This is a genomic window from Kibdelosporangium banguiense, assembly GCF_017876405.1.
In the GTDB taxonomy this organism is placed as follows: Bacteria; Actinomycetota; Actinomycetes; order Mycobacteriales; family Pseudonocardiaceae; genus Kibdelosporangium; species Kibdelosporangium banguiense.
On sequence record NZ_JAGINW010000001.1, the window covers coordinates 1,933,920 to 1,959,025 of the forward strand.

Below are 25,106 nucleotides of genomic sequence, written 5' to 3' on the forward strand. Positions count from 1 at the left end.
CCCCAGCTCCTACCGTCGTGTCCATTTGCCCGATGCCCCCCGGCATCTGCTGCCTGTCGTGACAGATTGACGACGCTCGAACGCCCCCGGTTCCACCCCTTCTTCGTCTTTTCGCACACAGGGCGCTCACTGTCAATTCGATTCCGCAGCGTAGCCATGAGCCCGAAAGGGTTAATGGGTACCCTGGCGTCGTGCGCTTCACGAACGGTCTGTTCAAGATGCTCAGCCTCTGCCTGCTCGCCGGCGTTCTGCTGGCCGGGATGCTGTTCCCGGTGGTAGGGGCCCTGGGGGTGGCGTCCAACCGCGCCAGCGACACGATCGACAGCGCCCAGGCGGAAATGGTCGAGGTGCCGCCCGCACTGATCACCACGATGACCGACGCGGCCGGCAAGCCGATGGCCACGCTGTACGACCAGTACCGCATCCCGGTCGCCGCGGACCAGATTTCGCCGATCATGAAAGCGGCGTTGATCTCGGTGGAGGACCGGCGGTTCTACGAGCACCACGGCGTGGACTGGAAAGGCACGTTCCGTGCTGCTTTGAGCACGAGCGGTGGCAACCAGCAGGGTGGTTCGACACTCACGCAGCAATACGTGAAGAACTATCTGATCAACGTGGTCTACCGCAACAACAAGACCGAACAGCAGAAGGCGCAGGAGCCCACCATCGCCCGCAAGCTGCGGGAGGCGCGGATCGCGCTGCAGCTGGAGCAGAAGATGTCCAAAGAGGACATCATCTCCGGGTACCTCAACGTGGTCGAGTTCTCCAACTCGATCTACGGCATCGGCGCCGCCTCGGCGACCTACTTCGGCACCACGCCGGACAAGCTGACCGTGTCACAGGCCGCGCTGCTGGCCGGCATGGTCAACAACCCGACGCTGTACAACCCCTGGCGCTTCGCGCCCGAGGCCCTCAAGCGCCGCAACATCGTGCTGGACACCATGGTGCAGAACGGCCGGCTCACCCAGGCCGACGGCGACACGGCGAAGGCCGAACCGCTGGGTGTGCTGCCGCAGGTCACCAAGCCGGCCAAGAACTGCAACGGCGCCGGGCCGGAAGCCGGCTTCTTCTGCCAGTACGTCGTGGAATACCTGGGCAAGCTCGGGTTCACCCAGGAACAGCTGGCCATCGGCGGCTACACGATCAAGACCAGCCTGGACATGAACGCGACCACGCTGGCCAAGAAGGCCGCGATGGACGAGGTGCCCAAGACCACCGACGGCATCGCCAACGTGATGGCGATCGTCAAGCCAGGCAAGGAGAAACACCAGGTCGTCGCCCTGGTGTCGAACCGCGACTACGGCCAGGACGCGTCCAAGGGCCAGACGCAGTACCCGCAGCCGTACGGCATCGAGAACAAGTTCGGCAACGGCTCGATCTCCAAGATCTTCACCGCGGCCGCCGCCCTGGAGAAGGGCATGGGCGTCTACAACGTGATCGACGTCCCGGCGGAGTACACCTCGCACCTGTTCACCGGCGGCAACGAGAAGAACTGCGCGCGCACCGACAAGCCCAACGACGGCAACACCCGTTGGTACTGCCTGAAGAACGCGGGCACCTACGGCCCGCAGATGACGTTGCAGGAAGCGCTGGCCAAGTCGCCGAACACCGCGTTCGTCAAGCTGGAAGAGGCCCTCGGCAGCACGGACCCGGTGGTCGACATGGCCGTCCGGCTGGGCATGCGCGAGACGATGGCCTCCAACAACGACGGCAAGCCTGCCAAGCCCGGCGAGCCGACCCAGGCCCAGCACTTCAAGAGCTCGCCCGGCAACCCCGGCAACGCCTCGTTCACCCTCGGCCCGAACCCGATGAGCCCGCTGGAGCTGGCGAACGTCGGGGCGACGCTGATGAGCGGCGGCGTCTGGTGCCCGCCGTCGCCGATCGTGGAGATCATCGACCGCAACGGTCAGCCAGTCGATCTCAAGGGCAAGGAGCAGCCCTGTGAGCAGGCCGTGGCCGAGCCGCTGGCCAACTCGCTCGTGACCGGTCTGAGCAAGGACGACCAGGCCGGCGGTACGTCGGCCGCGGCCGCCGGCCGCGCGGGCTGGACCCGGCCGATGATGGGCAAGACCGGCACGACCCAGGAGTTCAAGTCCGCCGGGTTCCTTGGGGCCGTCCCGCAGTACGCGGCCGCTGTGCTCACCTTCGCCGACGGCAACCGGCCCAGGCCGATCCGCGACACCGACCCGCCCTCACTGGGCCCCACCGGAAACATCTTCGGCGGCAAAGTGCCGGCCCGGACCTGGTTCGCGGCGATGAAGGGGATACTCGGCGACTCACCGGTCGAGCAACTGCCCCCGCCTGACCCCAGATACCTCGACGGCGGCGCCGAATCCAGGGTGCCCAACGTGGTCGGCAAGACCCAGCAGGACGCGACCAACACCCTGCAGGGCGCCGGCTACCAGGTGAGCGCCGTGCCCCGCGACGACGCGGCCCGTAAGGGCACCGTCGTCAACCAGACCCCGCGTGGCACCAAGCTGCCCGGCGGCACAATCACGATCTACGTATCCACCGGCCAGGCACCACAGGCGGAAATCCCATCCTCACCGCAGAACCCGCCGCCAAGCGGTGGTCCTCCGCCACCGAACGGCGGTGACCCGAACAATCCCGGCGGTTGACCGGCAAACGGCCCCTCGTGACTCGTTCACGAGGGGCCGTTTTGTGTCAGTTGATACGGGAACGAACCGCGGCGGCGACACGGCCGCCTTCGGCCCGGCCGGCGACCTTGGCGTTCGCGGCCTTCATCACGAGCCCCATCTGCTTCTGCGTGGGGGCGCCGCCGACCTGCTCGGCGACTTCGGCGACGGCCTGGGAGACCAGCTCGTCGAGTTCGTCGTCGGACAACTGGGCGGGCAGGTACCCGGAGATGATCTCGGCCTCCGCGCGCTCCGCAGCGGCCTGTTCGGCGCGACCGGCCGCGTCGAACGCCTCGGCGGCCTCCTTGCGCTTCTTGGCCTCCTTGGTGAGCACGCGCTGGACTTCCTCGTCGGTGAGTTCCCGGGCGGACTTGCCGGCCACTTCCTCGTTGCTCACCGCGGCCAGCACCATCCGCAAGGTCCCCAGCCGGGTGGTTTCCTTCGCCTTGAGCGCCACGACCAGGTCGGACTTCAATTTGTCCTTCAGCTCCGCCATGACAGCGAACGTTACCGCTGAGGACCATCCGGGCGGTGGCTGCCACCACCGGCCCGCTCGGCCGTACTCTCGTAAAGGTGAGCATGTTGGGCCGGATCGCATTGACCACCACAGCAGCAGGCGCGGCGACAGTCGCCTACGCGGCTGGAATCGAACGCAGGCGCTGGACACTGCGCCAGGCAACCCTGCCAGTGCTGGCCGAAGGCGCGCGCCCACTGCGCATCCTGCACATCTCCGACATCCACATGCTGCCCGGCCAGAAATCGAAGCAGAAGTGGATCGCGGCACTCGACGCCCTCGAACCGGACCTGGTGGTCAACACCGGCGACAACCTCGCCCACAAGCAAGCGGTCCCGGCAGTCGTGCGTGCCCTGGGCCCCCTGCTCAACAGGCCGGGAATCTTCATCTTCGGCAGCAACGACTACTTCGCGCCGAAACCCAAGAACCCCGTGCGCTACCTCCTGCCCAGCGCGAAGAAGAAGCGAATCCACGGCATCGCCCTCCCCTGGCGTGACCTCCGCGCCGCGATGGTCGAACGAGGCTGGCACGACCTGACCCACGTCCGCCGCATAGTCAGCGTCGACGGCCGCAACCTGGCCGTGGCCGGAGTAGACGACCCCCACCTCAAACGCGACAAATACAAAGAAATAGCGGGCCGCCCAGACCCAACAGCGGCCCTACGCCTAGGCATCACCCACTCCCCCGAACCTCGGGTCCTCGACGCCTTCGCCGCCGACGGCTACGACTTGGTCCTGGCAGGCCACACCCACGGCGGCCAGCTCCGCATCCCCGGCTACGGCGCCCTCGTGACGAACTGTGACCTGGATCGCTCCCGCGCCCGCGGCGCCTCCCGCTGGGGCGCCCACATGTGGCTGCACGTCTCCGCAGGCCTAGGCACATCCCCCTACGCCCCAGTCCGTTTCGCCTGCCCGCCCGAAGCCTCCCTGCTGACCCTCGTACCCAGGACAGAAGGCACCGGCCCAGCAAAACCCAATACCCGGTTCGGAGCCCGCGCAGACGTCCGCTAGAGTAACCACCAGCAAGACGGGGTGTGGCGCAGCTTGGTAGCGCGCTTCGTTCGGGACGAAGAGGTCGTGGGTTCGAATCCCGCCACCCCGACGCAGGTCAGAGCCCGTCCACTTTAGAGTGGACGGGCTCTTTCTTTGCCCTGCCTGTCTAATTGCCTGTCTATGGTTCCGAGCCCGGGAAAATGTCGTTCATCGCGACTGCGCCGTCCTCGATGACCGGCCGGAGCTGGTGGCGGTAGACCTGCTCGGTCACGCTCGTGCTGCTGTGGCCGACCAGCAGAGCAATCTTCTCGATCGGAACGCCTCTGTCAGAGAGCAGGGACACGAAGCTGTGCCGGAGCTCCCGTGGCGTCCACTCGTCAGCTTTCAGCCCGGCCGCCTTCAGAATCCGTCGGACACCTCGCCGGACGTTGGCAGAGTCGAGCTCGGTGCCGACTTCGGACGCGAACACGACGTTGTTGTCCTGCCACTTGCTGCCCGCTTGCTCGCGCTGAACCGCCTGCCGGATCTTTTGAGCCTGCAGGGCGTTGACGGCACGTTGGGCCAGAGCAAGCGAGCGGCGCGACTTTCGAGTCTTCGTGTCTCCCCCGGCCCGTACGGAGCGCCAGACGTCGATATGGGGCAGGACGGGTGGCGTTTCGTCAGGCTGCCCCACCAAGTCGACGTGTTCCCAGTAGAGGGGGCGAGCCTCTTCGGTTCGTGCGCCGGTCAGCAGCGACACAACGATGTAGCTGCCTAGGGTTGAGTCGTCGGCCTCGGCTTCCTTCAGGACAGCTTCAGCCTGGTCGAAAGTCAGCGCCTTGGACGGACGGCCCGGACGTTGCCCAACCGGCACGTCACAGAGCAGAACGACGTTTCGTTTGACCTTGTCGCGCGCCTGCGCTCGTGCAATAGCTCGCTTGAGCACGGACCTGACGTCGCGGAGTGAGCGAGTGGCCAGGGTCTTGGCTTTGTCGGCTAGCCACTTGTCCACGTCCTCTGCGGACAGTTCTCGGAGCTTGCGAGCACCCAGCGAGGGAATGACGTGAGTGTTGGCGAGGATGGTCACCGTCGTAACTGTCTGCTTGTCGCGTCCGCTCAATCCGTAGGTCAGCCAGTCGCGCACGGCTTTCTCTACGGTGTAGTCGTGTGGCGCAATCGCTAGGCCGTCGTCATAGTCGCGAAGGATCTCCTTGAGCTTATTCTTCGCTTCAGTCTTGGTCTTGCCACTGGCGGACTTGACGATTCGCTTCCCGGCCGGGGTCCATCCGACGGTGGCAACCGCGATCCACCGTTGCCGCTTCTCATGCCAGTGCAGACTGCCATCACCACGGCTACGACGCTTGGTCATATTCAACCCCCGATTCACGCATGAGCAGGTCCACGTATTGCTGAATGGCGAGAGCAGGCACGAGGGGCGTTCGCCCTTGGTGCACGACCCGCAGGCGACCAGCGCGGATCTGCTCGTATATGACCGAGCGGCTCAGAGACAGCAGCCGCATCGCTTCGGTTATCCGGTACAGGTGCCGTAGCGGGACAGCGGCCGGCATGGGACTCGGCGACGACATGGGATCCTCCACTTGCGCCGGGACGGTGACAGGCGGAGCGGGGTGTAACTCCCGCTGTAACTCACGTTTTCCCACGTCAGGCCCCCTAGAGTTGCAGAGTTACAGGTGTGACAGCTGCAGGGTGCTGCTGCTGTGACTGCGTCTCGGGCGGGAAGTACTTGCCGCCCGGCTCGGCGCGAACTTGGCCGTCCTTAGCCATGCGGGTGCACGTCGCGCGGACCGTGCCAGGGGCGAGCTGAAGCGCCTCGGCGATTTGCGCCGGTTTGCTGCCTGGACATTCACGGATGAATCGCGATATCAGGGCTCGCGTGTCTTGCATGAGGTGTTCTTCTGCAGGTCCGTCCAATAGGGACCACGCTCCGGCTTGCGAGTCGAACGACATGGCGTAGTCGGTTTCGTCGACATCGCGACCGGTGACGTGCAGGATGCCGTCTGCTTGAGCCCTGGCGCGTTCGAGAACCAGGACGGCGTCCGCAGCACCGGCGAGCCCGTTGGTTCCCGAGACGGTGGCTAGGAAATCCTCGGCGGCGGCTTTGCGGACGTGGTGAACGAGAACGACGGGCACGGCGTAGGTGTCCGCGACTCGCTTTGCCCGGCCGACGGCGGCGTAGTCCGCTTCGTAGGCGGAATTCATGCCAGGGGGCGGAGTTCCGCGCACTTTGGTGAATACGTCGATGACGACCAGGCGGGCGCCGGGGTTTTCGTCCAGCCATCCGGCGATGTACTGGTCTCCCCCATTGGGCAACGGCGGACAGTAGGTATCGAGAGTGAGCGTGCTCGGCGCCGGGCGACCGGCGAGCACCGTGCGCATGCGGGATTGCAACCGGCGCGGAGTGTCCTCCAGTGCCAGGTACAGCACGGGACCGGCTTCAACGGCAACGGAGCCGAGCGCGGGCAGTCCGGCCGCAATGGACAATCCGAGCCCGAGTGACATCCACGATTTGCCGACTTTCGGCGGACCGGCGAGCAGGGTCACTCCCTCGGCGATGATGCCGGGCACCGCCCACGTCGGGTCTGGAAACGACACCGCCATGAGCTCGGCGGCATTCCATGTTGTGCGTGGACGCTCGGGCACCGGGTGCAAGGCCCGGTCAGGCAGTGCCGTCATGCCGCCCACTCCTGACCGGTCCACAATGCGCCCTGCACGCCATGGCGGCCGTGTCGGATGTGGTTCCCGATGTGTTCGGTGTAGGCGGGTGGGATGGCCTCGGCGAGATCGAGGCGGTTGGTCATCCAAGGGATTCCCATGGCGTCCTGCCAGTCGGCGAGACTGCCTTTTCCGCCGCCGTCGCCGTAGACGGCGACCATGTCGCCCTCGTAGTACTGGCCGTGGCGCCATCCGGCGACCCTGTGACCACGATGCGACGGATGGACCGGCTGAGAGATGATCACATCGGACAGCTCGAACACTCGGTGCCGGAATACGCGCAGCCCGAACGACAGGCCACAGAGGACGAGGTCTTTTCGGAGTTGGGAGCCTTGAACGTTCTCCATCACCCACGGCCGGCCGGTCCGATCCAACTCGATGCGGGTAGGCGGGATGAGGTCGGGATAGACCCTGCCTTTGTTGGTGCCCTTGGTCAGTGCCGTCTCGCGCTGGCATGGCGGCGATGCGTGGATGACGTCGAACTCATGGCCGTGGCGGCGGATGAATTCGACGGCGTCGCCTTGATGGAATTCTCCGGGGTAGCCGTTGGAGTGGTCTTCGATGTCGACTCCGACGACGTTGAAGCCAGCGGCCTGGTAGCCGTAGCCAGCGCCGCCCTTGCGGCAGAAGGCGTCCAGCAACACGGGTCGGGAGTTGTCAAGGCGCACGCTCATGCCGCCACCTGCCGAGCCCGGTTCGCGCCCTTTTCGAGACCAGACGCGATAGTGCGCAACGCTTCCCGCTCGCTGAAGCGCTGCACCCCGATGTGCCGAGCGGCGCCGCTCATGAGTGCGGTGCGCGCGTCATTCTCGGTGAGTGAACCCCCGGCGACCAATTGCCCGAGCGCAACTGCTGCAACATAAAGCGTGGCGTTGCGGTTGCTGGTGGCGTTCTGCACCCGGGAGACCTCACCGGCTACGGCCGCGTCGATGTACCGGTCTCTGCGGGAGCGAGAGACAGACACCGGCCGTTCTGGTGTTGTCGGCAATGGCGCCGGGCGGAGCTTGTCCAGCAACCATGTCGGTAGGACAGCGGGCGGCTGGTCGGCAAGGATTTCGTACTGGCGTCCGTCCACAACAGACCAAGGGGCGACGACGTAGCCGCCGTGTGCGCGGGTGTCGATTTTCCAGCCGAGTGTTCCGGCCGTGTTGCGCAGTGCAATGTCTTGCGGTGCTTGGTAGTACAGGTGCAGTCCGCCGGATGGCGTGGCTACGGTCAGTGTGTCGGCAGGCAAGGCCTGCCCGAAGAGTTCGGCGAGCGCAGCGAGCACGTCCTGCCCGTCTTGAATTCCGTCCTCTGTGTCCCATGGTGCGGGCGGCTGTTCGCCGGGTTTGGCGCTGTCCAGGTCGATGACCACAAGTCCGGACGGGCCGGTCGCCAGCCCGATGTTGAACGGTCCGTTCGACCAGGCGGCTCGAATGCGTTGCGGGTCAACGGTGGCGCGTTGCTCCCATCCCTGGTGCCCGTGCTGGCATGCGCCGGTCCTAGGGCACCGGTCGTAGCCGTGCAAAGCGGGACGCTTGGCGCCCGGCCGGAGCGGGAAGACGTGCCAGCCGCGTTCGGCGGCGGCGAGAGCGGCAGTCATCAACGGCGTGCTGTCCACGGTAGATCTCCGATCACACTTGGTAATCACAGATGGGCATGCGGGACCGAGGTCAGCACTCCCACGAGGGGTGTCTGTCCTGGGTTTTCGACTGATTCAGAGGGTTTGACCTGGAGTTCCGCTAGGAGCTAGCGGGCTGGTCAGCGTAGGTATGGGGCGCTAGCGGTGGGTGCTAGGTCTAGCGGTTGCCGACCGCTAGCGCCCCGAGAACCGCTACACCGGAGAGTCGTCACTCTCTGTCGATACTCGGCGCGTTGTCAGAATGACTTCGGTGATCGCAGCGAGCAGGTACCCGCGCTTGTTGCGCTCGGTGCCAGTGTCATCGCGCAGCGGGATCTGCTTGGGTGCGATGCCGTGCGGCTTGAGCGCCGCAGCAAGCGCGTTGGGTGTCCAGCCCTGGTAGGCGTCCGGCCGCTGCTCGGCGAGCCGGGCCACGATCACCTCGGACCACAACCGGTCTTCCCCGGCCTGGTAGACCGATGCGACGTCGTCCAGCACGTTGGCCCGGGCGGCATCCTCGGCGAGTTGAGTCTCGCCGATCGCGTGGCCTGTCAGGGTTCCGGCCCGCTCACGCAGGGCACGGGCGCGGACCACGATCTTCTCGGCGGCCGGGTTGTCGATGTAGGCCGAGCGGGCAATCTGCGGGTCATCCGAGGCACCGACCAGGTAGCCAATGCCCTTGTCCTTGGGCGTGAACGTGCTTGCCCGCACACCGTTCTGGTACATCGAGGTACCGAGGATCATGTCGTTTTCGAGCTGTCCCATGACTCGCAGGCAGAACCGCACACCGACGTTCGCCGAGACGGCCGTGGGCAGGCTGTTCTTGTCCGGCCGCTGGGTAGCCAAGAGCAGGATCACGCCAAGCGCCCGGCCGCGCTTGATGATGGCCGTGCACAGTTCCCCGGCTTCCTTGCCGTACTCGGCGTGGCTGAACAGTTCCTGGCATTCGTCGATTGCCACGACCAGCGGAAACAAGCCGAGAGAGCGCTTCGCGGACAGCTCCGGGGTGACCTTGTTCTCCGGGCATTGCGCCCGGGGAAGCTTGCTGATGGTCTTGGCCCGGCGCTCAAGGTCTTTGTAGACCTCGCGCAGGCTGGTGACGGTCTGCTCGATCGTCTCGTCATCCGGCCCGGACGCGTAGTGATGCGCCACAGGTTCCAGAGTGGACAAATCACCGGAACCCTTGAGCTCGAACAACCTCAGCTCTGCCGTGGGATCCAGCGCAGCCGCCAACAGCAGCACCCGCAGCGCGAACGTCTTGCCTGCGCCGGGCATCGCACCAATGAGCAGGTTGGAGTACATCAGGTCAATACCCACGGCTCGGCCGCGCTGGTCGGTACCGAACGGAACCGCCTTGAACAGGTCAGCCGCACCACCCTTTGCCAGAGCCCAGGCCTTGGGCTTGGCCTGCGCCATATCCACATCGGACACGAACAACACCAGGCGACCGGCGTGCTGGTCATGCGCGGGCTCGGGCCACACACACCCCAACGGCCGCCGCAAGCCCGAGGCGAGTTGTGCCCGGCGAGCAAGGATGTCCGCCACGGTCACGCCGTAGGGCAGGTCAACGTCCGCGCGCCACCCGGGTCCCTCCCGCGTGATCGGTGACGGGAAGGTGATCCCTCCCCCGCCCTTGCCGACGGCCTTGTTGACCTCGGCGATGCCCAACGCGGACAGGGCACGAACCACGATGTCGCTGGTGAGCTTCTGGGCCTTGCTGGTGACCACGGCCCGGCCACCGACCACCGGCCGGTCGGGGTTGCCGCCGAGCCAGCCGAGCAGCCCGAGCACCACGCTCACGCCGAGGAACTGTGCCCACATCGGTGCGTAGCCGAACAGCACGAGCGCGCCGGCCGTCAGGATCACCAGGCCGAGCAGCACCAGCCACCAGCGACCGCGGGGTTTCGCGTTGTGCAGCTTGAGATACAGCTCGGCGTCGCCTTTGGTGACCGCGTCCGAACGCAACGCCCTGCCCTCGGCGTCCATCGCCCAGTTCGCCGAGACCGCGACCGCACGCACCAACCCTCGGGGCGAGCGGGCGGCGATTTTGGCGGCGTAGAGCGGGCACCGCACAGCGTGGTACGCCATCGTGTGGGCGGCATGGTCGGCCGCCCACTTGGCGGTGTTCACGAACTCCTCACTGGAGGTCAGCCACGATGCGAACACGGGACGCCGGGTGCCGTTTCGGGCGGCGTTCATCCGGGCTGCCAGTGACCGGTCTTCCGTGACTGGCAGGTCCACCGGTTCGCCCGTGGTTTCCTCGTGTTCGTGAACGGTCTCGCCGGGCTCGGCCGGAGCCGGTTCGGTGACCGGCCCGATGGGTGGCCGGAAGTCCAGCACCTTGCCACCCGTGAACGGGTCCTGCGGTTCGGGTGCGACCGGGGCCGTGGTGGTCGTGGTCATCAGGCAGCCCTCCGTTCAGACATGGTCTCGGTGGTGTCGGTGATGGGGATGTGGCCCATGCGCAGGGCGTCTCGTACCCGCTGAATGGTGGGGGTACCGAACCCCTCGAACCGGCGAGCTATGGCCTTGACCGAGGGGTACTGCGGCAGTTCCCCGGCGGCGATGGCACCTCGAACCATGGTCAGCAATTCGGCAGGACGCCCGGACAGTTCGCCCTGTTCACGGCCGGTGTACCCCCCGTTCTGGCTAGGCGCGGTACCGTCTCGCAGGGCATCCGGGCCAAACACCATCGCAGCGGCACCCAACACATCGTTGGCTTCTCGCAAGACCTGCTCAGCGCGCTCGGTCGCCGCGGCGCGCTCGGCGTCGATCAGGGCACGGATCTGTTCGGTGTACGCCCGCTGTACCCGCCCGCCGAGGATCACCAGGCGCCCCTCCTTGGCGGCGTGCCGGTCCTGCGCGGCCTCGTACCGCAGCACCCGGTGAGCCAGACGCCGCTCCCGGCGTGGCGCGTCCGGGCCGACGCCGAACCGGTCCACCCACGCCCGCCGCCACGCCTCATCCGCCGTGACGGTGTCGCCGCACGCGAGCGTGATGGACGCAGCAGCCCACGCCAGGCGAGGGAACCGAAGACGCCGCCACAGAGCGCGCCGCAGCGCGGTGTTGTCCCGTCCTTCGGCGGTGGCCTTGTCGACGTTCTGCCGGATGTGGTGCAGCAACACACCGAGCAGGGACACCAGACCCAACGCCACCCCGGCAACCGGGCCGTAGTCGACAGCACCGTGCAACAGGTTGATACCGGCCGCGATCGATGCCAGCACCCACATCCAGGTCGGCAACGCACCCACCGGCAGGCCGGTCTTCGCGCGGCGGTGCGCCTCGAAAGCACACACCCACGCCCCAGCCTCGACAGCGAGCGGGAACAACCAGGACCATGTCGAACCGATGTGCAATGTGGACTCGGCGAACGCACGCTGTGCCTGCCACGCCAACGTGATCGGCGCAACGATCACCGTCGCCCACAACACCGACAGCAGCCACACCGGCACCCGCCCGGCCAGGCGGGCACGGGTCACCGCGCGACGCTCCCGCGTGGCCTGACGCTCGGCCTGCTCACGCTGCCGACGCTGCTCGGCCAACTCCACGGCACCCGCCAGCCGGGCCTGTTCCACCTGTACCAGCGTCAACGCGGTCTGCGCCCTGGTCTGCTCGGCTGCAGCACGCTGCTGCTCGGCCTGCGCCTGTGCGGTGATGCGCTCGGCGCGGCGGTCATAGAATGTCGTCGTCATCGCGCAACTCCCTGCAGGTCAGCCACCGCCTGCCCGGCATGCGCCGAGCCGGTAGGGGTGCGGTGAGGAATGAGCCGGACCAGGACAAACGCGGCCAGGAACGCGGGAACCGCGAAGGTCAGCAACTGCACGGTCACGCTGTCCGCGTGCGCCACAACCATCCATTGCACAACAGCGATCGCTGCGGCGGTCAACACCAAGCGCCACAACACAATCAGCGCAACAGCGGCCAACAGAATCACCAGCATTAACAGTGGCGTGTTCATCGGTGCCGCCCCCGGGTGGAATGGATGACCTCGGTCACCGCGAACAGCCGCGCCACGCTCACCCCGGCGAACAGGGCAGGAATGCCGAGGGTCACCAGAATCGTGGTGGTGTCCGACGTGTGAGTCACGATCAGCCACTGCACTAGCGTGACCACAACACCGGTAACCACGGCACGGGCGGCATTGCTGGTCATCCGGGTGACCTCCCGCACGCCCTTGGCAGCACGTTTGGTGGCTCGGCGACCGGACAGGACTGCCGACACGACGCCGAGCACGGCGAGTCCGCCCACCACGATCACCATGTTCTGGCTCATTGCGAGCACCCCCGGTTGGCGCGGCGGTCCGCCATCCACGTGCAGAATTCGTCAACGGCCTGATCGACTACAGCGGCCACGTTGTAGCCACGCTCACGGACAAACGCTGTCGTCAGTCGATACTCGTCCCACATCCGGACGCGGCAGGGGGTACCAACCCCGACGGAAGGCACACAGAGGTGTTGCGCCCGCACCACCGGGACCCCCGTATACGCCCAAAACAAAATACCCGCAGACGAACCACACCCCGGACACGTGATCGGATACCCGAACACCTCGAACGGCTGATCCGGACAGAACTTCCACAACTCGACCGAGCCGATATCCTTGCTTACCATCGGGTTCTCTCCACTCGTTTGGTGTGGGTCGGGAGCCCCGGCCCGGTGGGCGTTCTTGGCGGAGTGACCACCGGTCCGGGTGTCGATGTCAGTAGCGCGAGGCATCACCTGGCCTCGCTTTCCATTGCGTCCCAACAGGTCCAGCATCGCCGTCCCGTAGACCTGGGAAGCCGGTATGAAAACACCTGGCCGCACGTTCCCCGGCAAGTGCGTAGAGCGCGGTGTGCGCGCGAGAGTGCAGCCAGTTGCGCGGTTGTGGCACCCGGGCTTGGTTTGGCGATGTCCAACCGGTACAGCGCCGCCCACCGGCGCCCGCGTCGCCATACGATCTGTGCCGCCGGGTCGTGTCCGCCTGGGCATAGTCCCTCGGCGCGCAGTTGCCTCGGCGTTGCCAGTCCGGGCGGCGCGTTGCGAAACCCGAAGGTAGGCAACCCGTCCTGCATCCGGCCCGGCCAGTGTTGGCCGTTCCATGGCAGCCGAACCACTGTCGCGGTCATCGCGTCGCCCCGGTGACACGACCGCTGACCGACCGGCCAACGCTGTCCAGCATCACGCCCGGCGTGGCGGTGAAGCGCACGTCGCCGGAGACCGTTTGACCAGCCGCGATCGAATTGGTCACGGCGTGCACCCGCACGTCCCCTGATACCGAGGTCACCTGTGCCCGGCCGGCCAGTCCCGACACTCGCACGTCGCCCGAGACCGTCTTGGCCGTTACGTGCGTGCCGCAGTCAAGCGAGATGTCACCGGACGTCGACTCTGCATCCAGAACGCGGGCGCTCTCGACCGTGAGATCACCGCTCACCGCGCGGAAGTACACGCTGTTGAGCTGACCTCGGGCATGTACGTCGGCACAGTCGGTCGACACGGCGAGAGAGGACCCGAGCGGCAACCGCACCGTGACGCGCAACGCGCCGCCACCGGTCACCACTGCCGAGCCCAAACCGCCAATGATCTGGCCGTTCACGATCGTGACACCGCTGACCGAGCCGAACATCACGCTAACGCCTTGACTAACCGTGAGGCCGCCGTTGTGCACGATGGTGGTCCCGGTGATCCCGCACGCCTTGGGAACTTCGATGGTGAACCGCTCACCGGCATTGGTCTCGGTCGCCCTAGCAATCAGGTCCTCGGCGACGTGGTCACCGGCAACGGCAGGGGCCAGTACGACTTCGGCGTGCTCCCGCTCTTCGCCGACAACGTCGACTACGGCCGCGCCGACTGACAAGCCGAACAGCGTCGCACCGCTGCGGTGATGAGTGAACGTACGCATCAGGCAGCCTCCTGCCCGTCTGACGAGGCCGCCGGGCGCCGCACCGGCAAGGTGCGAACAACAGCCGACATCGCCCGGTTCTCGATTCGACGCCGGCGCCGCTCCGCCGCCGAACCGTCCAGCAACGCCGACGTCGGCCGGGCCGCCGTACGCAACTCAGCCTGCACCTCGGCGAGCAACACATTGATCGTCTTTTCGTCCAGCCCATCCGGGTAATGGCCCGGTTCGAACTCGCTGGTCATCCCGCGAAACCCTCCGTGTCTCGGCGGTGTGGCCGCCGACACACCAGAAGCTAACAGTTGTCATGTTTCCGGTCAACTGTTAGCTCACAGATTTTCCGCCCACATGCTCTGACCTGCTTGAACGGGCCGAACAGTTGGAGGTCTGTTAGCTTGTGCCATGACAGACCGCCTACGAAAGGGCTTTCGCTGATGACACCGCCATCTCGGCAGGACAAGCAGCAGCACGAACCGATGTGGCGGGTCATCGCTCGACACATCCGGAACGACATCGAAGCGGGCGTGCTGCGACACGGGCAGCCGCTCCCGAGCACACGAGCGCTCGCCGCAGAGTGGGACGTGAGTGTCGACCCGGTGGCTAAGGCTATGGCCGAGCTTGCGGCAGAAGGGCTAGTCGTCACACGCGATCGCTCTAGTCGAATCGTCAACTATCCGGATGCAGAACTTGCGCCGGCAGCACTTCCAACAACACCAAAAGTGCTTCTTATCGGTGGGTACGCTGGAAGTGGTAAAACCGAACTAGGCCGGATACTGGCTCGGCGAACCCATTGGCCCATCCTCGACAAGGACACCACGACACGGCCGGTTGTTGAAGCCGCGTTGGAGAAGTTGGGCGTACCTCCGAGCGACAGAGAGTCTGACATCTATCTGACACTGATTCGCCCGGCCGAATATGAGGCACTTATTGCCGCCATGACCGAGAACGTATCGTGCGGCAACAGCGCAATCGTGACGGCGCCATTCATCAGGGAACTTTCAGACCGGGCTTGGTGCGACCGAATCTCAGCGAGCGTCGAAAGCATGGGGGCGACTCTGCATGTAGTGTGGGTTCGCTGTGATGCCGACACTATGCGCGCCTACATTAGGCACAGGGGTGCTGCGAGGGATTCAGCAAAGTTGGCCAATTGGGAAGACTATCTAGCCGGGATCGACCTCGACTTTAAGCCTGCTATCGACCACATGGTGGTAGAAAACTCAGCCGGAGCACGTCCGCTTCAACAGCAGGCCGAAGAACTACTGCGACAGGTTGGCAGATGATCCACTCTGCGGTTATTCTGTACGGCCCCCCAGCGGCCGGGAAAGACACAGTCACCCAGGCAGTGACAGCTATCGATTCTCGATACCAGCTCTTTCGGCGGCTCAAGCACGGCCCTGGTCGGACAACCGGCTACCGACTAGCGACGCAGGCCGAACTGGATGAGCTTAGAAGAACGCCAGGCGAGGTCATATGGGAAAACAGTCGGTACGGGTCAACGTACATAGTTGATCGATCACATCTGAATGAGCTAATTAGTGATGGAACCATTCCGATACTGCACCTAGGGCAAGCGGACGCCGTTACCGCAGTTACGTCGGCAGTACCGTCTGCACGTTGGCTCGTTGTCGAGTTGTGGTGCCCCCGAGATGTCGCCCTAGACCGGATAGAGAAACGCAATACTGGAGATACCGCCGAGAGGCTGACAGCGTTCGATACCACGGTGCGGCTACCACAAGCACACTTGCGGATTGACACAAGCGTCACGCCGCCACACGCGGCCGCCGAGCGCATCGTAGCCGCCCCGGCCGCAAGGGGGCACAGGCCAAGGAATAAAGCGCTATGATCGGTCCCGTCGGATGCAAGCAGACTTATGCTGCTGTCGCCAGCCAAAGACGGCGTGAGCGCGCCCGGCTTGTTGCTTAGGGGAGTTCACATAGGCTAAGGCTGAACGGACGGCCCTGACGGTTCGACACTAAACTTTCCATCAAGGAATCCAGCCGTCCCGTCGTCGGCTTTGAACATTACCGTTCCGTAGAGGTGCCCGTCACGGGCCGCTTCTTTCATCTGCTCCCGCACTGCAGGTGCAGGCGCAGGGAAATTGGCGGATCCCGGTTGAATCGGTCCTTGATGTGCGACCACACAGCACGTTCCCACGTCGTTAGCCAACTCGATTCGACCAACGAAAGTTGAGCCCATGGCGTTCTTTCCCGGCCATCCATGAAGGTTGGCCCCCGGCCGCTCGATAAAGATGTTGAAGTGCACTGGTTCCGAGTCCGGCGTCACGCAAATAAGCTTAGCAGTGGGATGTGCCGCAAGCTCAATTGTCGCAACAGACACGGACTGCGAGATGACTAGGGCGCGCGTGTACCCCGGGGTCAACTCAGTTGGCCTAACCCATTGACGCACCTGGTTTCGTTCTACCTTTAGATGCCAGCGACCCGACGCATGCAGACTGATGTGAGCAGCCCTTTCGAGGCCTTCCCGCTCGACATACAGCTCGGGCAGGCGGGCACCCGCCCTTACCCGCCAGCAGCGGGACCTTTTCCCGTCCACCTCGATCCCGAATCGAATATCGCTCGCGCGTCTGGCCATGGATCGGAACCATACCCTCGCCGGCTGGTTGCTCAGTCCGATTTTCGGCAGCGGCGGCCCGGTCTTGCGGTTACGCCGTGAGTCCCAGCGTTGTCACAGCTGTAACTCTGCAACTCGGGGGCACCATGGCCATGATCGCTTCGACCGGCACGGGTCGAGAGGCCCTTTGGTATGTGCCGGCAGGCCTCACCGGGAGCTCTCCACGCCGAGCCAGCCCCCGATTAACTTTACCGAATGGAAAATCTACACCTCCTGTTGTACGACATTAGATTAGGACAACTTCACGCACGCCATCCGCTGTCTTGACAAGAACATGCGCGTTCTCCTCCTTGACAGCCCTGTACACAAACTCTCCATAGCCAACCAGTCGTCGCACGGCTTCAGTCAGACTGACTCCCTCCCGCTCGATCACGCTCTCAAGCGCTCGAACAGTCTCGGGAGTCACGGCAACGTTGACCCTCTTCGCTTGCGGCTCGGAGCGAGGAGCTTCAGTCTCCTCCGCCGATCCCGTCCGGCCCGCGTCGGTGCGCGTCATCTTGCTCATGGGACTAAGACCTCCAAGGCGCTGACCACTACTAAGCCAGCGCACATGTTGTTCAGACTGTGACGGTGAGTTGGACTAGGTGTCGTGGCAGTGGTTCTGGAGTGGTGATTATGTGGCGCCTGGGCACCGCTTGCGTGTCGCACGAGCCAGAGACTACCCAAACGGGTGACACCTTTCAACATCAACGACACGCCGGGCGTGGCGAACTCGTGGCATAACGGTGGGGACACGGTAGTCTGCCCGCCATCCGGGGGGCCTCCCGAACCCTCCGTTCAAACCCCGAGTCCCCTGAAAGGGGAACCACTTCATGAAGGACCCGAGGTGCGGGCCTTCCCCGCAGCACGAAGTGCTAGAGGACGGCACCTGGTATGACCGCACGCCGCTGCTACTCGTCCCCACCACGCCCGTGATTGAGACCATTCACCTGAACAGCGTGGTCCAACCCGGTGGCAGGACGTCCCTGTTGTCATCCCTGTTCAAGGCGGTGGCGAAGTGACCGCAGGAGAGCCGGAAGGCGACGATGTCAAGCGTCAGGGCGACGCGCGGGCGGATGACTCCCCTCCTGAGAACAGCGTAGAGGAGTGGCGCGACACGGCCGAAGACGCCGTAGGGAGCGGCCCTCTGCTGCGGACCGTAGGCCATACGGCATCTATGCAGAAACGTGTCTTGTATGGCATCGGTGGGGTCTTCGCGCTCACGCTGTTGCTATTGGTGGCAGCAGTGAGCTTCGGCGGAATCACCGAGGAATTCGCGCTCGAACTCGGACGGCTCGTTTTTCCGGCAGCGCTTGCCGCTGGAGCTACCGTCGTGGGAACTCTTTTCGTCGGGGGTGATCGTCGCGGTCGAGACTTGTGAGGATTACAAGGTCACATCTGCGTCGTGCTCTCGGTGACCGAATCCCGCACGACTTCCCGTAGACCCTGGCTGTGGAGTTACATCTTCGGTGTGCCGCAACTGTCACACCTGTAACTCTGCAACTCTAGGGAGTCTGACCTGCGCAAACAGGAGTTACAGGGGGAGTTGCACGAGCGACTCGGACATCTCCCCTCTCTCTTTCCCTGTAACAGATGTAACTACAGCTGGACCACACGCAAGATCCGAAGGGTTCTGCGGTAGCGCAGCCGGCCGCCCACCTTGCCCTGTGACGGACGGGCCAGTTAGGCGACAAGCACCGAGAGAACGCCAGGGCTCAGGCCACGGGGAGAACGGCCGCCAGAATCGCCGTAGAAGCGTTGAACCGACTCCCCTGGTGTTGATACCGCAAGCGACGTACATTCCCTTCGGATCTTGCGTGTGGTCCAGCCTCTTGTCCTTTGCCGCGCTGGCTGCCTGTCGTACTGCCTGACAATCCAGGCGGATCGCCGAGCATCAAGCTGGACGTCCACGGACGCAACTATGCCGCCGACCAGCAGTGACGTAAGGTCGAACCAAGCAAGCGATTGCTTCGGGACGAAGAGGTCGTGGGTTCGAATCCCGCCACCCCGACTCGGCTCGGGGCGACTCGTGTCCGCGGAAAACGCGGACCGGGTCGCCTCGTTGTTATTTTTGGGGGCCGAGCCCCCCAAGCCCCCCACGGTGCGTGCTCCTATCGAACCAGCGCTGGGCGCTTTTTCGCTTGACCAGCTACCGGGACAGGCCCTCTTTCGCTGAGTCGTGGTTGAGGGTTGGTTAGGTGGGTTGGCTGGGGTCGTAGGGTGCTGATCATGGCTTGTCGTATTTCTGAACTGGTGATCAAGGCTCGGGATCCACAGCGGTTGGCCGCGTTCTGGTGTGAGGTGCTTGGTTTTACTGTGTTCGGCACCGCAGAGGACGGCGTGGTGGAGATCGGGCCGCCGGGAGGGTTCGGTGGGCTGCAGCCGACTCTGTGCTTCGTCCCCAGCACCGAGCCCCAGGCCGGCAGGCTGCCGCTGCACTTCGATGTCAACGCCACCGACCGCGATCAGGACGCTGAACTAGAACGCCTCCTGGAGCTTGGGGCACGACCCGCCGACGTCGGCCAGACTGGCGAGGAGTCCTGGCGCGTCCTGGCCGATCCCGAAGGCAACGAATTCTGTCTCCTCAGAACTCGTCTGAGCTGAGCAGCAGGGAATAGGGCGTTGGGTACGCATTCGCGAAGGATTTGAGAGCGATCCCGGCTAAAACGTCGACCTAAGGCCCCAGCTGGAAAGACACCCAAAGTCCCGACCCTGCCGGAAAGGCGGCCAACGGCCCCACTGGGCTCGATTTTATACGGGGCGGAGGGGTTCCCGTGTCATCAAATCGAGCCGTCCCAGCCCGAGACATCGAAGCAAACCCGGGAAGGGCCCAACCACAGACACCAAGCATGAACCCCGAGGTCGAGCGGGATGTCTCATCCAGACAGGGGTTGCGCACGTACAGAGTCGAAAGTCCCGGCGAAAGTCACCTTAAGAAACAGGACTACACCCGATCGAGTGAATGTTTAGGGTTCAACTGACTTTGGGTAACAGGAGGGGTGATCAACGCGAGGTGCGGGTAAGTGCCCAATGCGGGGTACCTGGCGGCAGAAGGACTCCGAGATGAGTAGTCTCTCCACGTTCGTTCCTTTGTTCCGGCCGAATGCCGCGCGACTTGCCACTGTCGCCGGGTTCGTTGCTTTTCTTCTGGGTCTTGGGTTTTTGGTTCCTTTTTGGATTGTTCTCATTGTGGCGGCTGGGTTTGTGGTGATCGGGCAGGTTGTCCGCGCGGTCCGGGCCGCCAGCCGGAAGGTCGACCAGATCATGGCCGAAGAGCTTTCGTCCGAGAATACTGTCAGGTGATCACTTACCGCAGTTCTGTTCGAGGGGTTCCGCCTGCGGGCTGTAGGCCCTGCGCAGGGTGAAGGGTGCGGGCTTGGCCCGTGGGTCCTCAGGTGGGTCGACTGTCCAGCGGGGCCGGCGACCTGCCGATGTTGACCTGGGCGAGCTCGTATCGTGGCTTGACAACAAAATAGCGAGAGTAATGAGGCAGGATCTGCGTTGTGACGAAGCATCCCGCAGCAGAGGAGCCCGGCCAGCTGTTTCCCGACGCCGACGCGGACACGCGGTGGCGGGCGCGCTTCCGGGCCGCACGTGTCAGCCTGCCCGAGTGGGCCCGTGACGCGCCGGACCGGAACGTGTACACCTCCAACGCCAGCGGGGTGTGGGAAACGTATGCCTGGGACCGCCTGACCGGTCAGCACCGGCAGGTCACCGACCGGCCGAACGGCACGTACAACTCCACGATCAGTCCCGACGGCGAGACCATCTGGTGGTTCGCGGACACCGATGGCGACGAGTTCGGCAGCTGGGTGACCGAGCCGTTCGCCGGCCGTCCACTTGACCAGGAGCCCGCGCCTGCCATCGCGGAGGCCCCGGCCGGGTATCCCGCCGGGGTCGAGATCGGCCGGCACGTCCTGGCCATCGGGATATCCAATGACGACGGCACAACCGTTGTGGTGTCGCGAGACGGCGCGCCAGGCGAGGTTGTCTACGCCCACAAGAACGATGCCGGAATCTCCGGCCACTCACGCGACGAGCAGTACATCGTGCTCGCGCACTCCGAGCATGGCGACAACCGGCACGCGGCCCTGCGTGTGATCACGCCGACTGGTGACACTGTCGCGGACAAATGGGACGGCAAAGGCAAGGGCCTCGACGCCATCGCGTTCAGCCCGGTCGAGGGCGACCCGCGGCTGCTCGTGCTGCATGAGCGCTACGGCCGCGAAGAGCTGCTGATCTGGGATGTCGTCGCGGACACCGAGGTCGAGATCAAGCTCGACCTGCCTGGCGAACTGGGCGCCGCGTGGTATCCGGACGGCCGTTCGATCCTGGTGTCGCACACCCATCAGGCCCGGAACACGTTGTACCAGTACGAAAACGAGAACGGCGAACTGACCCTTTTGGACATTCCGGCCGGCACGGTCGGGAACGCGGGTGTACGGCCGGACGGCACGATCGAGTACTCATGGTCCTCCGCGGCTGAGCCGCCGATGGTCCGCGCGTTGCACACCGACGGCACGGACCGCGTGCTGCTAACGCCGCCGGGTGACCGCGCGCCGGGTTCGGTCAATCTCACGGATGCCTTTGTTCCCAGCGAAGGCGGCGACGTGCACGCCCTCATCGCGCGTCCGCAGAACGCGCCCGAAGGCCCGCTGCCCACGGTCTTCAGCCTGCACGGCGGCCCGCATTCGGCTGACGAGGACAGATTCTCCGCATACCGTGCGGTATGGATCGACGCCGGGTTCGCGGTTGTGCACGTGAACTACCGTGGCTCAACGGGTTACGGCTCCGCCTGGCGGGACGCGATCGAAGGTCGTCCCGGGCTCACCGAACTCGCGGACGTCGCCGCCGTGCACAAATGGGCTGTCAGCACGGGTTTGGCCGATCCGGAGAAGTGCGTGGTCGCCGGGGCTTCCTGGGGCGGTTACCTGAGCCTGCTGGCGGCGGGCACGCAGCCGGACAAGTGGGCTGCCGCGGTCGGGGGTGTGCCGGTGGCCGATTACCTGGCCGCGTACGAAGACGAGATGGAGCCTCTGCGGGCGTTCGACCGGGCGTTGTTCGGCGGCTCGCCTGAGGAGCTTCCCGAGCTGTACAAGGAATGCTCGCCGATGACGTACGTCGACCAGGTGCGGGCGCCGATCCTGATCTGGGCCGGGGAGAACGATCCGCGCTGCCCGATCCGGCAGATCGACAACTACCTCGACCGGCTGGCCGAACGCGGCGCCAAGTACGAGGAGTTCCGCTACGACGCCGGGCACGGCTCGCTGGTCATCGCCGAGACGATCAAGCAGGTGGCCATCGAGGTGCACTTCGTCCTGCGGATGCTGGGCATGGCGTGAAGCTGCCCCGCGTGCGCACCTCCCTGCAAGATGCGCGCGCGGGGCAACAGGGTCGAGTCAGGCCTGCTGGGCCTGCCACATCCAGTGGGCCTGCTCGATGTCCTTGGCGACGGCGATCAGCAGATCCTGCGTCACCAGGTCGGACTTGTCGGTCTCGTCGATGCGGGCCCGCAGTCGTTTGACCAGGGCTTCAAGCGTGGTGACGATCGCGGCGACGGTCTTGTCGTCCGACAGCCAGCCGTCCGGGTACTTCGGCAGGCCCGAGCTCTCCACAACTGTGCCGGCCTGGCCGTTGGGGGACACGCCGATCGCGTTGGCGCGTTCGGCGATTTCGTCCACATAGGTCCGTGCGGTGGCCACCAGCTCGTCGAGCTGCAGGTGCGCGCTGCGGAAATTCCTGCCGACCACGTTCCAGTGCGCCTGCTTGGCGATCAGCGAAAGGTCGATCAGATCGGCCAGGCTCGCCTGCAGGATCGCGCCGGTGGTCGTCTTGTCCGTCTCCGGCAGCGGACTGGTGATCGGTGACTTCACAGCACATCGCCTCCTTGCCAGAAGGCCTACCCGATGGTTTTCCGGGTCAAACCGTCGCACTGACCGTGACTTCGATGTTGCCGCGGGTGGCGTTGGAGTACGGGCAGACCTGGTGGGCCTGCGCGACCAGCTGGTCGGCCTGGCCCTGCTCGACGCCCGGCAGGTGGGCGACGAGTTTCGCCGACAGCACGAACCCGCCGTCGTCGCCCTTGTTCAGGCTGACGTTCGATGTGATGGACGACTCACTCAGCTCGATCTTGGCCTGCCGGGCGACCAACTGGAGCGCGCTGTGGAAGCAGGCCGCGTATCCGGCGGCGAACAGCTGCTCGGGGTTGGTGTGCGGGCCGCCAGGGCCACCCATCTCCTTGGGAATCGCCAGCTTCTCGTCGATCACGCCATCGGACGACACAACCTCGCCGTCGCGGCCTTTTCCAGTGGCGGTTGCTTCGGCGGTGTACAGCACCTGTGCCATCGTGGCGCTCCTTGTCTAAAGACGAACTCTCTGACAGACAGAACGCTAGGCGGTAGGCGATTTCTTCGCAGTCGTGCCCGACGTCACTTGGTCAGTGCGAACTCGGCGACCTGCTTGCCGATGATCCGCAGGTTGCCGGCGACGGTCTCGCTGGAGCACTCGCCCGCGCTGTCGAAACGGACTTCAGCGGAGTTCACCGCGGCGCCTAGCGGCGTTGGCCAGCCGCGCAACGCGTGCACGATCGAGCGCAACGACGTCAGCGTCGTGACCGCCGCTTGCCAGCCGGTCGCGGTCGCGACGCAGCCGACCGCACGGCCGTCCAGGTATGGACGCTCGTCTTCGCGCAGGTCCTCCACGTAGTCGAGGGCGTTCTTGACCAAGCCGGAGATTGTTCCGTGGTAACCCGGCGACACGAGCACGACGCCGTCGGCTTCACGCAGGTACTCCACGAGCCGCTTGGCCGCGGGCGACCGGTCGGGCACGGCTGGGTCGTAGAACGGGAGGACGAGGTCGTCGCCCGTGATCAGCTGGGTCTTGGCGCCGAGTTCCTCCGCGCCCGCGAGTGCGATGCGCAAGGCTCGCTCGGACTGGGAGCTCGTCCGCAGGGACCCACCGATCCCCACCACATTTATGGCCATCGCAGCGATCCTACGACCTCAAGTTCGGTCGAGGTCTACTCTTGACCGCTAACTTACTCGAAGTAACATCGAGCGATGCCACCCTTGAAGGTCACCGCGCAGGCCACCGCCCTGCGAACCGTGTTCGGCCTGCCGCAGCGGGTACGCAGGTTGATCGCCGGTCCCCCGGTCCGCATCGACGGCCAGGAGCTGGCCCTGGACGCCCAACTGCTGCTGCGCATGCAGCAACTCGGCAGGATTCCGCCGATGTCACAGGGCACTCCGCAGCAGGCGCGTGCGCATCTCGACGGCGGAACCCTGTTGGTGTCCGGCCCGCCGATCGAGCCGGTCAGCGCGCGTGATGTTCGTCTCGACACGATCGACGCGCGGTTGTACACCCCTTCCGGGCTGGCTGAGGGCTCTCCGCTGCTGGTCTTCTACCACGGTGGCGGGTTCGTGCTCGGCAGCATCGATTCGCACGACAACACCTGCCGGTTCCTCGCCAAACACGCGCAAGTGCGTGTGCTGTCGGTGGACTACCGGCTCGCGCCTGAGCACCCGTTCCCGGCAGGCGTGCTCGACGCCGTCGCCGCGTTCGAGTACGCGCATGCGCACGCCGACGAACTGGGCGCCGACCCTGACGCGATCGCGGTGGGCGGTGACAGCGCGGGCGGCAACCTAGCGACCGTGACCGCGTACCTGACAACCCGCGCGGGCGGACCGAAACCCGTGTACCAGCTGCTGTTCTACCCGGTCACGGACTCGACGGTCAGGACGCGGTCGCAAGAGCTGTTCGCGGAGCGCTTCCTGTTGACGCAGGAGGACATGGACTGGTTCACGGCGCACTACGCGACCCGTGAAGAGGACAAACACGATGTGCGGTACTCGCCGATGCTGGCGCCGGACTTGTCCGGGCTGCCGCCGGCCTACATCGCGACCGCCGGCTTCGACCCGCTGCGCGACGAAGGTGAGGCGTACGCGGAGCGCCTCCGTGCGGCCGGCGTACCGGTGGTCCAGTCCCGGCACGCCGACCTCATTCACGGGTACGCCAATTTCCTGGCGGTCGGAACGCGTTTCCAGCAAGCCATGTTCGAGGCTGTCGGCGCATTGCGTACCGGCCTGGGAATCAGCATCAAGGAATCGGTCAAAGAATAGGCGAATGCCCGGCGCGGGTCACGCGCCGGACATTCACGTTCGGGT

At 65.2% G+C, this 25,106-nt stretch carries 24 protein-coding genes and 1 tRNA gene; 9 read left to right on the top strand and 16 right to left on the bottom strand.

The genetic code is table 11. The features are described 5' to 3' along the window. The first annotated feature begins 191 nt into the window (after window positions 1–191). On the top strand, window positions 192–2,618 hold the full coding sequence (locus JOF56_RS09200) for a penicillin-binding protein (RefSeq protein ID WP_209636370.1): 2,427 nt from the start codon (window positions 192–194) through the stop codon (window positions 2,616–2,618). 46 nt (window positions 2,619–2,664) lie between these two features. On the opposite strand, the gene JOF56_RS09205 is transcribed toward JOF56_RS09200, so the two are convergent. Further along, window positions 2,665–3,132, bottom strand: coding sequence for a GatB/YqeY domain-containing protein (locus tag JOF56_RS09205; RefSeq protein ID WP_209636371.1), 468 nt, complete (start codon window positions 3,130–3,132; stop codon window positions 2,665–2,667). An 83-nt stretch (window positions 3,133–3,215) separates the two neighbouring features. Between JOF56_RS09205 and JOF56_RS09210 the strand changes: the two genes are divergently transcribed. Further along, entirely contained in the window at window positions 3,216–4,160 is a 945-nt protein-coding gene (locus JOF56_RS09210) for a metallophosphoesterase (protein WP_209648118.1), read from the top strand. Between the two features lie 17 nt (window positions 4,161–4,177). After that, window positions 4,178–4,251 (top strand) — tRNA-Pro (locus JOF56_RS09215). A gap of 69 nt (window positions 4,252–4,320) precedes the next feature. On the opposite strand, the gene JOF56_RS09220 is transcribed toward JOF56_RS09215, so the two are convergent. The 11 genes from JOF56_RS09220 to JOF56_RS09270 form a co-directional block, all read right to left on the bottom strand. After that, window positions 4,321–5,490 (bottom strand): tyrosine-type recombinase/integrase, encoded by a 1,170-nt coding sequence (locus JOF56_RS09220; protein WP_209636373.1) that lies wholly within the window; start codon window positions 5,488–5,490, stop codon window positions 4,321–4,323. A 302-nt stretch (window positions 5,491–5,792) separates the two neighbouring features. Continuing rightward, a complete protein-coding gene (locus JOF56_RS09230; protein WP_209636375.1) occupies window positions 5,793–6,815 on the bottom strand; it encodes an AAA family ATPase in 1,023 nt (340 codons plus the stop codon). After that, window positions 6,812–7,498 (bottom strand): DNA methylase, encoded by a 687-nt coding sequence (locus JOF56_RS09235; RefSeq protein WP_307855779.1) that lies wholly within the window; start codon window positions 7,496–7,498, stop codon window positions 6,812–6,814. Before JOF56_RS09235 ends, JOF56_RS09230 begins: the two co-directional genes overlap by 4 nt. A gap of 26 nt (window positions 7,499–7,524) precedes the next feature. After that, complete coding sequence (locus JOF56_RS09240) at window positions 7,525–8,457, bottom strand: bifunctional DNA primase/polymerase (protein ID WP_307854996.1); 933 nt, start codon at window positions 8,455–8,457, stop codon at window positions 7,525–7,527. A 213-nt stretch (window positions 8,458–8,670) separates the two neighbouring features. Continuing rightward, window positions 8,671–10,860, bottom strand: a complete 2,190-nt coding sequence (locus tag JOF56_RS09245; RefSeq protein WP_209636379.1) for an FtsK/SpoIIIE domain-containing protein — start codon at window positions 10,858–10,860, stop codon at window positions 8,671–8,673. Then, on the bottom strand, window positions 10,860–12,149 hold the full coding sequence (locus JOF56_RS09250) for a DUF2637 domain-containing protein (protein WP_209636381.1): 1,290 nt from the start codon (window positions 12,147–12,149) through the stop codon (window positions 10,860–10,862). Before JOF56_RS09250 ends, JOF56_RS09245 begins: the two co-directional genes overlap by 1 nt. Continuing rightward, on the bottom strand, window positions 12,146–12,415 hold the full coding sequence (locus tag JOF56_RS09255) for a hypothetical protein (RefSeq protein WP_209636383.1): 270 nt from the start codon (window positions 12,413–12,415) through the stop codon (window positions 12,146–12,148). Before JOF56_RS09255 ends, JOF56_RS09250 begins: the two co-directional genes overlap by 4 nt. Next, window positions 12,412–12,729 carry a hypothetical protein gene (locus JOF56_RS09260; protein ID WP_209636384.1) on the bottom strand — a complete coding sequence of 106 codons (318 nt, stop codon included), beginning with the start codon at window positions 12,727–12,729 and terminating at the stop codon, window positions 12,412–12,414. The genes JOF56_RS09255 and JOF56_RS09260 overlap by 4 nt, the downstream gene beginning before the upstream one ends. 442 nt (window positions 12,730–13,171) lie before the next feature. Beyond that, the gene (locus tag JOF56_RS60670) at window positions 13,172–13,564 is read right to left on the bottom strand and encodes an RRQRL motif-containing zinc-binding protein (RefSeq protein WP_372447851.1); all 393 of its coding nucleotides are present in this window, start codon (window positions 13,562–13,564) and stop codon (window positions 13,172–13,174) included. Next, window positions 13,561–14,337 (bottom strand): DUF4097 family beta strand repeat-containing protein, encoded by a 777-nt coding sequence (locus tag JOF56_RS09265; protein ID WP_209636386.1) that lies wholly within the window; start codon window positions 14,335–14,337, stop codon window positions 13,561–13,563. The genes JOF56_RS60670 and JOF56_RS09265 overlap by 4 nt, the downstream gene beginning before the upstream one ends. Continuing rightward, window positions 14,337–14,579 carry a hypothetical protein gene (locus JOF56_RS09270; RefSeq protein ID WP_209636388.1) on the bottom strand — a complete coding sequence of 81 codons (243 nt, stop codon included), beginning with the start codon at window positions 14,577–14,579 and terminating at the stop codon, window positions 14,337–14,339. Before JOF56_RS09270 ends, JOF56_RS09265 begins: the two co-directional genes overlap by 1 nt. A gap of 231 nt (window positions 14,580–14,810) precedes the next feature. Here JOF56_RS09270 and JOF56_RS09275 point away from each other — a divergent pair, with 231 nt between their 5' ends. Continuing rightward, a complete protein-coding gene (locus JOF56_RS09275) occupies window positions 14,811–15,614 on the top strand; it encodes a GntR family transcriptional regulator (protein WP_245378206.1) in 804 nt (267 codons plus the stop codon). Between the two features lie 1,577 nt (window positions 15,615–17,191). Here JOF56_RS09275 and JOF56_RS09280 read toward each other — a convergent pair. Continuing rightward, on the bottom strand, window positions 17,192–17,461 hold the full coding sequence (locus tag JOF56_RS09280; RefSeq protein ID WP_209636391.1) for a ribbon-helix-helix domain-containing protein: 270 nt from the start codon (window positions 17,459–17,461) through the stop codon (window positions 17,192–17,194). 501 nt (window positions 17,462–17,962) lie between these two features. Here JOF56_RS09280 and JOF56_RS09285 point away from each other — a divergent pair. The 4 genes from JOF56_RS09285 to JOF56_RS09300 all read left to right on the top strand — a co-directional run bounded on the left by JOF56_RS09285 (window position 17,963) and on the right by JOF56_RS09300 (window position 22,286). After that, entirely contained in the window at window positions 17,963–18,325 is a 363-nt protein-coding gene (locus tag JOF56_RS09285; RefSeq protein WP_209636393.1) for a hypothetical protein, read from the top strand. Window positions 18,326–19,173: 848 nt separating this feature from the next. Continuing rightward, window positions 19,174–19,548: a VOC family protein gene (locus JOF56_RS09290; RefSeq protein WP_209636395.1), complete on the top strand. Its 375-nt coding sequence runs from the start codon at window positions 19,174–19,176 to the stop codon at window positions 19,546–19,548. Window positions 19,549–20,007: 459 nt separating this feature from the next. After that, window positions 20,008–20,247 carry a hypothetical protein gene (locus JOF56_RS09295; protein ID WP_209636397.1) on the top strand — a complete coding sequence of 80 codons (240 nt, stop codon included), beginning with the start codon at window positions 20,008–20,010 and terminating at the stop codon, window positions 20,245–20,247. A 200-nt stretch (window positions 20,248–20,447) separates the two neighbouring features. After that, window positions 20,448–22,286 (top strand): S9 family peptidase, encoded by a 1,839-nt coding sequence (locus JOF56_RS09300; RefSeq protein ID WP_209636399.1) that lies wholly within the window; start codon window positions 20,448–20,450, stop codon window positions 22,284–22,286. Window positions 22,287–22,343: 57 nt separating this feature from the next. Here JOF56_RS09300 and JOF56_RS09305 read toward each other — a convergent pair whose 3' ends face one another. From JOF56_RS09305 to JOF56_RS09315, 3 genes are all read right to left on the bottom strand, one after another. Further along, on the bottom strand, window positions 22,344–22,817 hold the full coding sequence (locus JOF56_RS09305) for a Dps family protein (RefSeq protein ID WP_209636401.1): 474 nt from the start codon (window positions 22,815–22,817) through the stop codon (window positions 22,344–22,346). A 46-nt stretch (window positions 22,818–22,863) separates the two neighbouring features. Then, a complete protein-coding gene (locus JOF56_RS09310) occupies window positions 22,864–23,289 on the bottom strand; it encodes an organic hydroperoxide resistance protein (protein ID WP_209636403.1) in 426 nt (141 codons plus the stop codon). An 83-nt stretch (window positions 23,290–23,372) separates the two neighbouring features. Further along, window positions 23,373–23,927: an NADPH-dependent FMN reductase gene (locus JOF56_RS09315; RefSeq protein WP_209636405.1), complete on the bottom strand. Its 555-nt coding sequence runs from the start codon at window positions 23,925–23,927 to the stop codon at window positions 23,373–23,375. 75 nt (window positions 23,928–24,002) lie between these two features. Between JOF56_RS09315 and JOF56_RS09320 the strand changes: the two genes are divergently transcribed. Next, on the top strand, window positions 24,003–25,061 hold the full coding sequence (locus tag JOF56_RS09320; RefSeq protein ID WP_209636407.1) for an alpha/beta hydrolase: 1,059 nt from the start codon (window positions 24,003–24,005) through the stop codon (window positions 25,059–25,061). Window positions 25,062–25,106: the final 45 nt, after the last annotated feature.